Raw genomic sequence first — 13,871 nt, forward strand, 5'->3', positions numbered from 1 at the left:
TGATTTGCTTTCAAATTAGTATCTTTGAACCATTGGGAACAATACATTTCATATAATAAGATGTAATTCAATTAGTTACAAAGAAGATTAGAAAAGAAAAAAGAAGACTGTTCCCAACACAAAATCTCGCATTAATGCGAGATTTTGTGTTCTAAAACAATTCCAATTGCTGCCCTGGTGTATTGACACTCTGCGCCTTCTTTCCATAGAAAAGTTCTATGTCCCCAAATTGTTTATCCGTAATACACATGACTCCAACATGCCCTAGTTCCGGAAGGAAAGATTTAACTCTTTTTATATGTACTGCTGCATTCTCGCTACTAGCACAGTGACGTACATAAATGGAAAACTGAAACATCGTAAAACCATCTTTTTGCAGATTCTTTCTGAAATCCGCATAAGCCTTCTTTTCCTTCTTCGTTTCAGTTGGCAAATCAAAAAGAACGAGCACCCACATTATACGATATTCACTAAGACGATCCATTACCGTTCGGGATAGGCAACTCGGCGAAGCTCTCCATTGAAACATTTATAAAGTGAGGCAGTAGTTTGCCCCACAGCAATCATCAACGGACTGCGTTTACCTCCAATTATTACTTCCAATGTCGGAATAATAAGCAATCGCGTTTTCACCTCTTTCGTTAGCTCCACACCCATTCCATACTCCTGTATCAAGCTAAATACTAATTCATCCACATAAGGACGATAAGGTTCCATAATATCATCCGCCAAGCAATAAGCATTGTATCGATTATGATGATGGATACCCAAAGTAGGAAGTAATCCACTTATTACCAACCCACGTGCTACCACTGCACGAAGAATTGCATATCCGTAGTTTAATAGGTTATTTGGAGGAATACCTTCACGATCTCGCGTAAAACCGTCAACATCTGCAAATAAAGATTTCCAATAATATGCAGCAGCACGTGCTTCCAAATTATCAGGGTCGCCACTACGTACATCAGCTGCCCACACGCGCATACACTTTACCTCTTCATTCATACAATCTTTGAGCACAGATGCTTGGTTGTTAATCTTCGCCTGAATAGTTTGTTGCCAAAGTTGTTTCTTCAACGGCAACGAAGCGTCTAATTGTTCACGAAAACGCTCATTCTGCGTTGTATTTCCATAAAGAGGAAGCATCAGTCCAACTGGCATACTCTTACTATCGCAAGTGATTACAGAGCAAGTGTTTTCAAGCAAAGCCTCCAACACACCGGAAGTGATGGTGATTTGCTTGTTATCCAAAACTACAATGCCAATGTCTTCTATAGGTTTTGTCACTTCCGCCTGCTTTTTCAATACTTCCGGTAAGGCCGTTGCTTTTTCCACATCAGGCAATTTAATAACTAACTGCGCATTGCGCAACGACAGATAAACCGGATTTCCGAAATAAAGTGTTTTCTTAATCATGATTCATTCCTTTCAAAAGTTTATCAAAGTCCGATTCGTAATTCCGAAGTTGCCTAGTATGAAACTTGTCATATTCTTGTTCCGCCAATGCTTTGGCGACCTCATGGCTCACCTGCCCACTATGTTGCAATACCGCTTCTTCGTTAAATTGCAAGAATGCATCTAGCTTCTTCACCCAATCTTTCATATACATCACCTGTCCTTTTTTCGCTTGACGTTCTGCATAATCCAAATACATCGAAACAATACGATTCAAATCATCCATTTCAGTTTCATTGAGATAGTTCTTTGCGATGGATACATCCGGTTTACGAATCATCCCGTTAGGCGCATTTTTCCAAGTAGTCAATCCCATATTAGGTTTCTCTGCATCCACACGGGCAACAATTATCTCCGCTGCCGTCTGTCCGGAAATTGCCCAATGCAACTTATTCTGAACAGTTGCAAAAAACGTCTTTGTCACCTCGCTACCAGCTTCGTAATCAGCACTACATTGCGAATAAATATCAGTTATCTTCTGATAAAAACGACGTTCACTGCTACGAATATCACGAATACGAGCCAATTGCTCCTCGAAATAATCTTTGCCGAATAGCATTTGTGGATTTTTTAATCGCTCGTCGTTCATGGCAAAACCCTTAATCAAATATTCTTTCAGTACGCTGTTTGCCCAGATTCTAAAATGTGTGGCCTGAATGCTGTTGACACGGTAGCCTACGGATAAGATAGCATCAAGATTGTATAGCTTCGTTTGATACTTTTTACCATCAGCAGCAGTTAGTGCAATTTTTGCACTAACTGAATCCTCCTGCAATTCAGCCGTTTGAAAGATATTCTTCAAATGTTTTGTCACTACGCTTCTATCTACTCCAAACAATTGCGCAATCTTATCCTGTGTCAGCCAAACTGTTTCATTAAAAATATAGATTTCGACTTTCACTTCTCCATTACTGTCTTTGTAAAGAAAGAAATCAGAGGGAATTGGGGTGTTATTGTTTTTATTCATAAGCCAGATATTCCTTTAATATTTCCTAATCGATCAACTTTTAGTTTTATACAAACGTCTTTAATCATCTCGCCAGTCAGACTCCTTCCAATCTTATTCAATGACGAATATTCAACTTTGTTTACTATAGGACTTGCTACATAATAAGGAACAAAATGGCACTCTGAACCTGTACAACTTACCATTTTATAAATTCTCTTCCGTTGTTCATTATTAAGTTGGTCCAAATTAACAGCGTGAATGTTTTCTCGTTCATCCTCTATAGGCACATATACCAAATCATTAGGAGATAAATAAAATAATAGACTATGTTCCTTTCTATTTTTTTCCGGAACCACACTTAATCCTTGTTTTAAACGTTCTATTACGATATTTAAAGGTATAGTTTCATAAGAACGAATACCATTTTCATCTACATATATAGCAAAGAACAAATTGGTTCCCTTTGCCGCTTCCACATATTTGTCTTTCTTGTTTCCTTTTACTCCAACAGAGAATTTATTACCAATTGTTTCATAAACACGAACTTTAAATATTGGAAGATGCAACTTCCCTTCATTAAGCTGAATGATATTCTTGTTCATCTCCTCAATACCTTCAGGAGAGAACGCAATTTCAACCTTATTCCCTTTTGCCTCTAAATGATTAAGCAAGATTTTTTGTATGCCAGTGTCTGTTACAGATCCTTGAATAAACTTTTCTGTAAAAGATGTATCTACATTTTTTCGCACCGCCGCATTTTCTTCATCAAAATAATACATTTTTACTTTTGATACATCTACTTCTCCAAACTGGTACTTCCGATCTTTAAAATATCGCAAGATTGTATCCACATCAAATTTACCATATTGACAGGTAAGCCGTTTTATTTCTTGTTTTAGCTTTTTATCGACTATCTTTTTCCAATCTTTTAAAGCCTCACTCAAACGCACGGTTTTTCTTTTACGAAGTGATACTTTTGCAAATACAGTTTCTTTGTGTAGAGGTTTACGAATTGCCCAATTAAGACCTTTCTGGCCTACCTTTATCTTTTTACCGTTTTCATATTTCGTATATATATTGGTTGCCTTATTAATTATACGCAGGTTTTGTTTAAAGCTAACAATAATTTTTTCCAATTTATTACGGGCATCAACAGTGAAATTATCCCATGGCTTTTTAAATTCTTTCGGAATATCTTTTGTTACATTGTTCTTTGTTTGCGGGTCAATATATGTCACTCGCTCAAACAATCGTAATTTTCGTTGTAAATCATATCGAATTGTATCTGTATTTGCATGTTTATTGTTTAACAGATTGACATGGTCACGAGTTGCACAGGCTATTACCAAAGCATCCATTGCATGATGCCGATGATCAATACGCTTCTTTTGAAACCCTTTTGATAGTTCTAATGGAACAGTAGGCAAATATTTTTGATGTTGTTCATTCCAACTGGTGAATGCGATAGTCTTTGCCAACTCATTCATCCGCACAAAACGAGGAAGAATCAAATCATTCCAAACATCATTCAACCCCCAATCTTGTTTCAACATAGTTGTAATCTTGCCATTTACAGGAAGTACATTTTTTGAGTTTACTCCATTGTCATTTTCTTTTGCACGTACAAGATTTGACAAAAGAGGGAGAACAAATTTGCTGATGTAACGTGTATCATTCATTTGGCGTTCTATCATCTTTTCAGGTATTTCTTCCAATAGAAGCTTTGTCCTCTTGGAATGATTATAAGCATAATGCTGCTTTACAAAATTCTGATACGCCTCCTCATCAAAGATAGTTACTTTTTGTCCAAAGCCTGTTTCCACAATCTGCCCATGGTAGTTTTTTATAAACTCCAACCCTAAACATTTATCCTTCAATTTATTTACAGCGGCCTCACAAATTACTTTATTACTGAAACTATCATCATAGTAACGAGATTTTGGAATGATATGCTCAATCTGATATTCTTCGGTAAAGAGCTTCCCTAACGGGATGACCTTACCCGTATATGGAGAACAATATTTTTGCTCCAACCATAGTTTGTAGCGTTGTAGTTCTGTCGTTGTGGGTTGTGCAACCCTGCTTATTTTCTTTATATCTTCCTTTACCTTTTCATCCTTTTCGTTATCAAGCCCAGTGCTAATTGCATACTCTTCATATATTTTCAGAATATCCTGTTGCGTGGGTGAATAAGGACGGACATTTTCAACCTCCAATTTGCCATCAGAATTATTCTTTAATTCCATTAATAATGCTTTGATTCGCAAATTGGTATTCTCATTTTCTGTTACAACATTAACTATTTTTTTCCTTTCGTCAGCAGTGTTCTTCATATCACGTCCAAGCTCAACATGGATTTCACTAAAAAAGTTTTCTGCTCCTTGTCCGTATTTTCGCCAAATATCTCTCACTACCCGTAAAGTTTCCGTAATTATTTGTTCTACAATCGGATTACGTAAGGAATGCTGTTTAAACTCATTCAAATACTTTTCTAAATCAGCAACCGAATGCCATTTTCCTGCAATATCTGCTTCTGAATGTCGCCCATAAACAAGATATTGAGCCAACCATAACTGTAAACCTTGAAAATCGTTTTCATTAGTTAAAGCAATAGACTTTTCACGAACTATATCCTTAATTTCCTCATCATACTCGCCTGTGATTATTTTGGATATTCTATTTTGGGTATTATTATCAATATCATTCCATTTCCAGTATTTCCCCAAACGCATCAAAGGTAACAGTTTCTTTATTGCTTTTTCGGAGAATGATCCATATTCATTTTTAAAAGGAGGAATTTTCTTGAAATTATCTACAAAAGAAGCAATATCTAAATCATACTTTTTTGCAAAAGTTCTCAACGCTTTCTCAAACTCATTTTTATCTGTAACAGAATAAATGATATGCCAAAGTTTTTGTTCTATTTCTTTTGTAAAGAAATTATCTGGAATATTTTCTACTTTAGCCAAACGTGTAGAAATCATCGTTTTTGTTTCACTGCAAGGATATATCTTATCTTCAACATAATTCCATCGATATGCCTCTGTCTTTACCTGTTTTTTCAGACCTTTTGCCTTTATCAAATATTCAAGCAAAGGTTTCTGTTCTATACTTTTCCTATTACTTAAGAAATCAAATAGCTGTTCTTTATCTTCAATGTTTGCAATAAATTGCAAAGTAACATCTTCGTCATCTTCCTTCCGATATATCTTCAAATTGTACAGCCATTGCCATATACGGAATTCCTGATAAAGAGGATTGGATTTTGAAATGACCTTCAAATACTCTTTAATATTATTTCCATCTTTATCTTTGTATGTTTTAAATTCAAGTATGCAATCACCTATCGCAGACTTCTGACTCCGTAATGGTCTCTGATAAAATAAAATATCGTCCAAGAATAAATAAACAAAATCTCTTTTACTTAAAATAAATTGGTACGTCTCATTACTCCGATATAACTCTCTTACACAGTCGTTGTATAAATCTTCATCTCTCAATTCGGGATGAAACTCTCTTTGTTTCTCAAGAATTTGTTTCAGTTCATCCTTGTAGAACTTACGTTCGATTGTCCGTACAAGCTTTCCACGAACTTTTTGCATAGGATTTTGCAGTAATGTCTCATAGACATACGCACCAACTGTTTTATGAGACTTTTCTATATCACTCTCCGTCTTCTTTTTCAACAATACCCAATCATTTTCGCTTGGCGCACGAAAAGACCGCTTTTCTATTCCTTCCTTATCTTTTTTAACCGTCCCGTCGTCGTTCAAATCTGTAGTAACAATAAAATCACGTGTTTTATCTTTCCATCCAAATAACGGAATCTTACTGGAGCGACGATAAATCCAGCCGTTTTCTAAATGTAAAGAATACCATATATCACCTTTACTATTCGGTTTTTCATCGGCTATGACATCCACTATTTTCAATGAATAATATTCTACTAATTTATTAGGGTTCTCTTCCTCTTCTTCCCCTCTTAATTGATAATATCCCCGTTTCTGATTGAAATTTAATAAAATCCAAGCTAGTTCTTCCTTCTCTATCTCTTGAGAAAGAGCTTTCTTACGCAAATAATAGATAGTCCAATCATATGGGATTTTTTTATCTTCTCTAACCACCCCCTTATTCTTAAATTCTTCTATCATTTCATTAAAAGACTGTTGAAAAATAAACTCGAACCTCCCTTCATCATTTTGTTTCCAAGCTAGTTTGGGCTCCTTTTCATCAAAAAATTGTCCTAATCGCTTCTCAAAATCTATTTGAGAAGCATAATGTTCGGGTAAAAACTTCATCATATTCAAAACACGAATCAGACGCTCACGACGTAATAATGCTCTTTCGCGCAATCGGCGTGTGCCACGATAGGCCGTTCGCGCAGCTGTTTGAGTCTCTACCGGATTTCCCCCACTGAAAGTATCCAACACACCCTGATCCATAGGAATAATCCGACTACCCATTCCTAAAATTCTCTGCTCTTCGCTGTCAACCAATGCCCAACCAATACTGTTGGTTCCCAAATCCAGTCCTAATATTCTTTTCATATTTGCCCTATCTTATTATAACTCATCAAATATATTAATATTTTTCCACAAATTAGACATTAAAACAAAATAAATTACTATCTTTGTCACACTAATTAAAAGCAAATCACAATAAGGATTATTCCGTTGTGAAAACATTCAAGGTGGGGCATTTGCCTCGCCTTTTTTGTACTACTACAAACAAAACATCCCATATCAGCAGATAGGTTATATCATCCTTCAACACCAAATTCTTCGAATGAATCACATAATCTCCTTCTATACATTTATGAGAACTTTTTGTTGATTTTCCCCAATAGTCCTCGTAACACTTTTCTTTATTATATAAAATTTATGCTCCGTAGTGACAAGCATTAGTGTTATAGCATTCTCATAAAAGCATTCATTGGTAGTCATTGAATTTGACAGCAAAAAAATCCACCATGGCTATTATGAAAAGATAATTCTATATATTACACAGCAACATACAAGTACACATTTTCCTTTAAAAGGAACACCTCGTTGGTTTTAAAGGAACGATGCCTTGGTTTTAAACCAACGGGGCGTTCCTTTTAAACCAACAAAGCACTTATTTTAAGCCTTATTTCACGAACCCTTCGAATGACCATGAAAACATATTCAAGAAAGCTTGCATTTCTTTCCATTACTTACCATGAAAGTGCCAAACTTTATCCATTAGAAGTGCGTCGTGTCCGATAACAGTGAAAATCAGTGAAAGAATTTAAAAGAGAAACAAATACAACAGAATTATTTGGAAAGAATAAGTTGAACGCTTACATTTGCCATGTGATTTTTTTCATAGTATTAGATTTAAGGTTAACAAAGGTTGGAGCAAGGCGTTGCTCCTTTTTTTATATCCATATATGAGGTTAGTCTATACGAGTTAATTCAATAACTGATACATTCCTCCTGCCAATACACGAACTACTCCTTTCATTTCCAGTTCAAAAAGAATAGCATTTATCTTATGTACGGGAATATCTGCTTCTACTACCAGAGAATTAATCTGTAAATTCCCCTGTTTCTCCAGGATAGAGACAATCTTCTGTTCTTCTTCGGACAAGTCGAGAAAAAGACTACGTTGCACATTTACTTTTTCGGAAGAAGTTGTTGGTATATTCCATCCCATTGCCTGTACAAGATCTTCAGCCGATAATAGTAAGGAAGCCTTATTATCTCTAATCAACCGATTACACCCCTTTGAATATTCATCATTTATCCGGCCGGGAAAAGCAAAACAATCGCGATGATAGCCTTCAGCAAGTTCAGCAGTGATTAATGAGCCTCCTTTTTCTGCCGATTCAATGACAACCGTAGCATCACACATACCTGCGACAATGCGGTTACGACTGACGAAATTATGTTTGTCGGGATTCGTACCGGACAGAAATTCGGTCAATAGTCCTCCTTTTTCGAGCATATCAATGGCCGTTTTCCGATGGACATAAGGATAAATACGATCCAGACCGTGAGCAAGGACACCTACCGTAGGCAGATCATTGACCAGCGCTTCACGATGCGCATGAATATCGATTCCGTAAGCAAGTCCGCTGACTACCAACACATCAGGACAAAGTGTTTTCAGATCGCGTAAGAAAGAGGCGCAAATCCGGGTACCATAATCAGTGGCATTACGAGTGCCTACCATATTTATTATATGCAGGGAATTCAAATCGGTATTTCCTTTAAAGAAAAGGACAATAGGAGCATCTTCACATTCCCGCAAACGGGAAGGATAAGCCTCGTCATGGAAAGTCAGGCAGGAGATCCGGTTCTTCCGGATAAATTCATATTCCTGTTCGGCACGGATCACAGCTTGTGGACAATCCAACGCATCTACCACCCGTTGACTCACTTCAGGAATACGTTCCGGTATTTCTTTACGCAGACGGAAGACATCAACAGCATTATTCATTCCGTCTATCAGATGTTTCGCCCCTATGTGCCCAATACCGGGCACCATTGTCAGGGCGATACTATAAATCTGTTCTTCCTCGGAACTGCTCATTTCAGGTAAGGGGCAAAGACGCTATCGAATAATTCGCTGTCACTCAAACGTCCGTTTACCACACATACCGTTTCAACAGTGGATTTCACTACTACTTTATTATCACTCTTACGGAAAATATCCTGATAGAATACATATTTGATACCTTCCTTCTTCATATAAAGTTTAGAGACAAACTCGTCTCCGCTTTTCAACGGCGTTTTGAATGCCATATTAATGCGTGCCACTACCGGATCGACTCCCTGTTCGTGGAGTGCAGCAAAACTGATGCCTACCGACGTCAGAAACTCATGGCGGGTATGTTCCAGATAATGCTGATAGTTCGCATTATTAACAATCCCTTGAAGGTCGCACTCGTAATCACGCACCTTCATTTCCAATTCATAAATATAGTTCATCAGTTAAAAATTGAAGATTAAAAATTAAAAGTTGAGAAATAGCAGTTAGCCTCTCTTTTGCTCAATATCGAGTCCTTTGAACTTCTTCAGTTCTTCGGTTGATACCAGTTTATACAGCTTGTCACTGGGGCGTATCTTATCTGATTTCATGGAGAAGTGCTGGCCTTTCTTCACAGTCTGCACGGATTCCAAGTCAACACGGGCTTCTTCCAAAGTCATGAATAGAGCACCTGTGGTCGGTCCGGTAATGAGAAGTTTATCGCCTACGCTAACTTCCGCAGCCTCTACCAGAAATTCGGAAACTCCAATGTTAGAGAAGTATTTGATACCTTTACCTACATATATCTTACGTTCCGTAGCTGCCGAGCCATAGTTTCTGGTCCATTCGCCTAAACGTTGTCCCAAATAATAGCCATCCCAAAAGCCGCGGTTGAATACTGTTTTCAGACGTTCGTCCCAAGCTGCAATCTTTTCATCGGTAAATGTTCCTTCCAGATAAGCTTTGATAGCCTCTTTGTAACATTCTACCACTGTACGTACATATTCAGGTCCACGGGCACGGCCTTCAATTTTGAATACACGCACACCGGCATCCAACATCTTATTCATAAAGTGAATGGTCTTCAAATCTTTCGGTGACATGATATATTCGTTATCAATATCCAGTTCCACATCCGTCTCTTTGTCACGGACTGTATAGGAACGGCGACACACCTGCATACAAGCGCCGCGGTTGGCAGAATGGTTCATCTCATGCAAAGAGAGGTAACATTTACCCGATACAGCCATACAAAGCGCACCGTGACAGAACATCTCAATGCGAATCTGTTCACCGCTCGGACCACAAATATGTTCTTCCTGAATCTGGCGATAGATTTCGGCTACCTGCTCCAGATTCAACTCACGGGCCAATACTACCACATCTGCAAATTGTGCGTAGAATTTTAAAGCCTCTGCATTGGAGATGTTCAGTTGAGTGGAAAGGTGTACCTCCTGCCCTATCTGACGGGCATAGTTCATCACCGCCACATCAGCTGCAATCACCGCAGAGATTCCGGCTTCCTTGGCTGCATCGACAATGGTATGCATCAATGGAATATCTTTATCATAGATAATCGTGTTGACCGTCAAGTAACTTTTCATCCCGTGTTCATCACACGTACGGGAGATCTCCCGCAAATCATCAATCGTAAACGTATTGGCCGAACGGGCACGCATGTTCAGGTTTTCTATACCGAAATAGATAGAATCAGCACCTGCCTGAATAGCCGCAGCAAGAGATTCGCGCGAACCGACAGGAGCCATTATTTCAAAATCTTTCAAACTAAGACTCATAGAATATATACTTATTTGTATCAGTTAAGCAAATGAATGCGTACAAAGGTAGGCTTTTTTCCGTATTTTTGCAGCGAAAACAAGAAGTTACTTCAATCATAAACAGTAAATATCAGATTCATATATGAAGATAGGCCAAATAGATTTGGGTAAATATCCCATCTTACTTGCTCCGATGGAGGATGTGACTGATCCGGCTTTCCGCCTGATGTGCAAGAGGTTCGGAGCAGATATGGTATACACCGAATTTGTGTCGAGCGATGCGCTGATTCGCGCTGTCAGCAAGACTGCGCAGAAACTAAGTATCAGTGATGCCGAACGTCCCGTTGCCATCCAGATATACGGGAAAGATACGGAAACGATGGTGGAAGCTGCCAAGATTGTGGAACAGGCACAACCTGATATTCTGGATATCAATTTCGGATGCCCGGTAAAAAGAGTAGCCGGAAAAGGAGCAGGAGCAGGTATGTTACAGAATATCCCCAAGATGCTGGAGATCACCCGTGCGGTAGTAGATGCGGTGAAAATCCCCGTAACGGTCAAGACCCGCCTAGGATGGGATGCTAACAACAAAGTAATTGTAGAGCTAGCAGAACAGTTACAGGATTGTGGTATTGCTGCACTGACTATACATGGCCGCACCCGTGCACAAATGTATACCGGAGAAGCAGACTGGACATTAATAGGCGAAGTGAAGAATAATCCACGGATGCATATTCCTATTATCGGTAATGGTGACGTGACGACGCCTCAACGCTGCAAAGAGTGTTTTGACCATTACGGAGTAGATGCTGTCATGATTGGTCGTGCCAGCTTTGGTCGTCCATGGATATTCAAAGAAGTGAAACACTATCTGGAGACTGGGGAAGAATTACCACCGCTAAGTTTCGACTGGTGCATGGAGGTGCTTCGCCAGGAAGTGGTCGACAGTGTAAATCTACTTGATGAGCGCAGAGGTATTCTGCATGTACGCCGTCATTTGGCTGCCAGCCCATTATTCAAAGGAATCCCTAATTTCCGTAATACGCGTATTGCCATGTTACGGGCAGAAACAAAGGAAGAGCTTTTCCGCATATTTGAAGAAATCACTTTCCAACGTAAAGAGAATCCGGAAATTTAATCTACCATAGATCATAATCTTCATCCGCAAACTCTGACTCCTGCGGATGGAGATTATCTGTTTCAAAATACAGAAGTATATTCCAATTTTCTACTTAAACATCGGTTGTGCAAACCACTTCTTAAACATCCAGGTCACAACCACATACAATAGGAATGCAGAGAAAAACCCTACAATGGCATCAATCACATAATGTGCCTGAATATATACGGTAGCCCCGCAAAGCAACATATAGAAAGGTATCAGACAAGCAAACAATTTCTTGCTGCCACGCCATGCCATAATCATCAAAATAGTAGAAATACCGACGTGTGAACTGGGGAATGCTGCCGTAGGACGTTCGCCTACCTGCTGTGAGCCCTCCACTAAGCTATAAAAGAATCCATGCTGATAACCCGGTCCGGGAAGTAATTCCTGATTATGATTGAAATAGTCACCGATAGCAGGGAAAATACCTTTAGATACATTATCAATCCCGATGGCAGGGAAATAGAATTGAGGCCCCGCGACAGGAACGAATATATAAATCAGATAATAGATAAAGAAGGAAGTGACGAGAACAAAAGACATCTTTTCGAACCACTCAAACTTATAAATGAAATAAAACAATGCCACAATCAGCATCATCGGATAATAAAAGAAATATCCCATATTGAATGCTTCACTGACGATAAGGTGCGGAAACGTATGGCAAAACCAGATAGCAGGCTGACCATTGAAAATAAACTCCTCGGCAGTTGCAAATACATGGTCTAAATTCGGAAAGAAACGATTGAACTCGAAAGTATCCGGATACCAGTAAGACAATAGACTCATCTGGATAACAATGCGCACAAACGCTGAAAACTTACAGGGGGCAAGACGATAAAGATACATCAACAAAAAGGTCATCGCCGCGATCATAGCCCTATCCAGCAACATGTGCCATGGATGATCCATTCGCTGAAACAGGAATAGAATCAATATGGAAGTCAACAGATTATAAATCAGTGTAATCTTTTCCACAGCAAACAACCCTTTCCGGGTTTCTACGCGCTTAAATAAGTCTAAAGCCATCCTTCATTTTTATACCAGGCAATGGTTTCACGAACTCCCTTTTCCAAATCATATTCGGGTACATACCCAAGTTCTTTCATTACCGGGGATATGTCGCATTGCCAGTTGCGTTGTTTCATTATCTTATATTTATCCGAATTCAGGGTACTGCTCCTCCCGGAACGTGTAGCAATGAATTCAGCGAACAAAGATATAACTTTTAGCACAATTAATGGACATTTCAAGTGAAGAACAAACGGATTGCCCAATTCTTTTTGTATCAGATCCGAAAAGGCACGACTTCTATAGATTTTCCCATCTGTCAGGAAATACGCCTTTTGAACCACTTTTTTCTCCATTCCCAGAAAAATCGCCTGCACAATGTCCTTCACATAAACAAAAGTCAAGTCCTGACGACGGAAACCGACCGAAAAGTCTACATGCTTCTGAATGGACTTGGCCATCAGGAAATAGTCTGACTCACGGGGACCATAGACTCCCGTAGGACGATAAATGACATAAGGAAAACCGGGAATACTCTGAATATATAATTCCGCTTTCAATTTACTCAATCCATAAGCCGTATTAGGCATCGGAGTATCTTCTCCGCTTATCGGAGTATAATCCTTCTCACGTACAGGTCCGAATACACTCAACGTGCTAATATATATAAACTGCTTCGGAACCATATTCAATTCCTTCAGCGTGTCTATAAAATATTTAGTCTGAAGATAATTCACATAATCAAAGGTCTTTTTATCAGAACACTTTGTCACACCGGCGCAATGGATGATATAATCAAATTTGCTGTAAGTACCTTTATGCCCGGAGAGTTGGGCGCGAAGCTCATTGGGATGTGCAAAGTCCAGTTCCAGAAAGTGAATTTTCCGGTTCTTTAAATACCGCTTGCTACTCGTGGGGCGAATTCCGGCCCACACACCAAACTTTCGTTTCAACGCTTCCTCCACGATGAAACTTCCTATAAAACCACTTGCACCTGTAATTAAAACACTCTCCATTATTA

Annotated in this window: 10 protein-coding genes; 1 reads left to right on the forward strand and 9 read right to left on the reverse strand. The window is 38.8% G+C overall.

Annotated features, from left to right (window positions below):
• Window positions 1–151 precede the first annotated feature (151 nt).
• The 7 genes from cas2 to DXA54_RS21970 all read right to left on the reverse strand — a co-directional run bounded on the left by cas2 (window position 152) and on the right by DXA54_RS21970 (window position 10,692).
• The gene (cas2, locus tag DXA54_RS21940; protein WP_009001195.1) at window positions 152–484 is read right to left on the reverse strand and encodes a CRISPR-associated endonuclease Cas2; all 333 of its coding nucleotides are present in this window, start codon (window positions 482–484) and stop codon (window positions 152–154) included.
• On the reverse strand, window positions 484–1,416 hold the full coding sequence (cas1, locus tag DXA54_RS21945; RefSeq protein WP_009001196.1) for a type II CRISPR-associated endonuclease Cas1: 933 nt from the start codon (window positions 1,414–1,416) through the stop codon (window positions 484–486). Before cas1 ends, cas2 begins: the two co-directional genes overlap by 1 nt.
• On the reverse strand, window positions 1,409–2,422 hold the full coding sequence (locus DXA54_RS21950) for a virulence RhuM family protein (RefSeq protein ID WP_009001197.1): 1,014 nt from the start codon (window positions 2,420–2,422) through the stop codon (window positions 1,409–1,411). The genes cas1 and DXA54_RS21950 overlap by 8 nt, the downstream gene beginning before the upstream one ends.
• Window positions 2,419–6,951, reverse strand: a complete 4,533-nt coding sequence (cas9, locus tag DXA54_RS21955; RefSeq protein ID WP_120080657.1) for a type II CRISPR RNA-guided endonuclease Cas9 — start codon at window positions 6,949–6,951, stop codon at window positions 2,419–2,421. Before cas9 ends, DXA54_RS21950 begins: the two co-directional genes overlap by 4 nt.
• Window positions 6,952–7,834: 883 nt before the next feature.
• A complete protein-coding gene (gene dprA, locus DXA54_RS21960) occupies window positions 7,835–8,959 on the reverse strand; it encodes a DNA-processing protein DprA (RefSeq protein WP_004322956.1) in 1,125 nt (374 codons plus the stop codon).
• Window positions 8,956–9,357, reverse strand: a complete 402-nt coding sequence (locus DXA54_RS21965; protein ID WP_004302689.1) for an acyl-CoA thioesterase — start codon at window positions 9,355–9,357, stop codon at window positions 8,956–8,958. The genes dprA and DXA54_RS21965 overlap by 4 nt, the downstream gene beginning before the upstream one ends.
• 45 nt (window positions 9,358–9,402) lie before the next feature.
• Complete coding sequence (locus DXA54_RS21970) at window positions 9,403–10,692, reverse strand: peptidase U32 family protein (RefSeq protein WP_120080659.1); 1,290 nt, start codon at window positions 10,690–10,692, stop codon at window positions 9,403–9,405.
• A gap of 124 nt (window positions 10,693–10,816) precedes the next feature.
• On the opposite strand from DXA54_RS21970, the gene dusB reads away from it, so the two are divergent.
• Window positions 10,817–11,812, forward strand: coding sequence for a tRNA dihydrouridine synthase DusB (gene dusB, locus DXA54_RS21975; protein WP_008646729.1), 996 nt, complete (start codon window positions 10,817–10,819; stop codon window positions 11,810–11,812).
• Between the two features lie 90 nt (window positions 11,813–11,902).
• Here dusB and DXA54_RS21980 read toward each other — a convergent pair whose 3' ends face one another.
• Window positions 11,903–12,868, reverse strand: a complete 966-nt coding sequence (locus DXA54_RS21980) for a phosphatase PAP2 family protein (RefSeq protein ID WP_004312256.1) — start codon at window positions 12,866–12,868, stop codon at window positions 11,903–11,905.
• On the reverse strand, window positions 12,859–13,866 hold the full coding sequence (locus tag DXA54_RS21985) for an NAD-dependent epimerase/dehydratase family protein (RefSeq protein WP_004302697.1): 1,008 nt from the start codon (window positions 13,864–13,866) through the stop codon (window positions 12,859–12,861). Before DXA54_RS21985 ends, DXA54_RS21980 begins: the two co-directional genes overlap by 10 nt.
• Window positions 13,867–13,871 lie beyond the last annotated feature (5 nt).

The organism is Bacteroides sp. OF03-11BH, from assembly GCF_003604005.1.
Classification (GTDB): domain Bacteria; phylum Bacteroidota; class Bacteroidia; order Bacteroidales; family Bacteroidaceae; genus Bacteroides; species Bacteroides ovatus.

Bases quoted from the DNA above. Each gene is read 5' to 3' on its own strand.
- DXA54_RS21970 (WP_120080659.1), bottom strand. From the start codon at position 10,692: ATGAGTCTTAGTTTGAAAGATTTTGAAATAATGGCTCCTGTCGGTTCG.
- dprA (WP_004322956.1), bottom strand. From the start codon at position 8,959: ATGAGCAGTTCCGAGGAAGAACAGATTTATAGTATCGCCCTGACAATG.
- cas9 (WP_120080657.1), bottom strand. From the start codon at position 6,951: ATGAAAAGAATATTAGGACTGGATTTGGGAACCAACAGTATTGGTTGG.
- DXA54_RS21980 (WP_004312256.1), bottom strand. From the start codon at position 12,868: ATGGCTTTAGACTTATTTAAGCGCGTAGAAACCCGGAAAGGGTTGTTT.
- dusB (WP_008646729.1), top strand. From the start codon at position 10,817: ATGAAGATAGGCCAAATAGATTTGGGTAAATATCCCATCTTACTTGCT.
- DXA54_RS21965 (WP_004302689.1), bottom strand. From the start codon at position 9,357: ATGAACTATATTTATGAATTGGAAATGAAGGTGCGTGATTACGAGTGC.
- cas1 (WP_009001196.1), bottom strand. From the start codon at position 1,416: ATGATTAAGAAAACACTTTATTTCGGAAATCCGGTTTATCTGTCGTTG.
- cas2 (WP_009001195.1), bottom strand. From the start codon at position 484: ATGGATCGTCTTAGTGAATATCGTATAATGTGGGTGCTCGTTCTTTTT.
- DXA54_RS21950 (WP_009001197.1), bottom strand. From the start codon at position 2,422: ATGAATAAAAACAATAACACCCCAATTCCCTCTGATTTCTTTCTTTAC.
- DXA54_RS21985 (WP_004302697.1), bottom strand. From the start codon at position 13,866: ATGGAGAGTGTTTTAATTACAGGTGCAAGTGGTTTTATAGGAAGTTTC.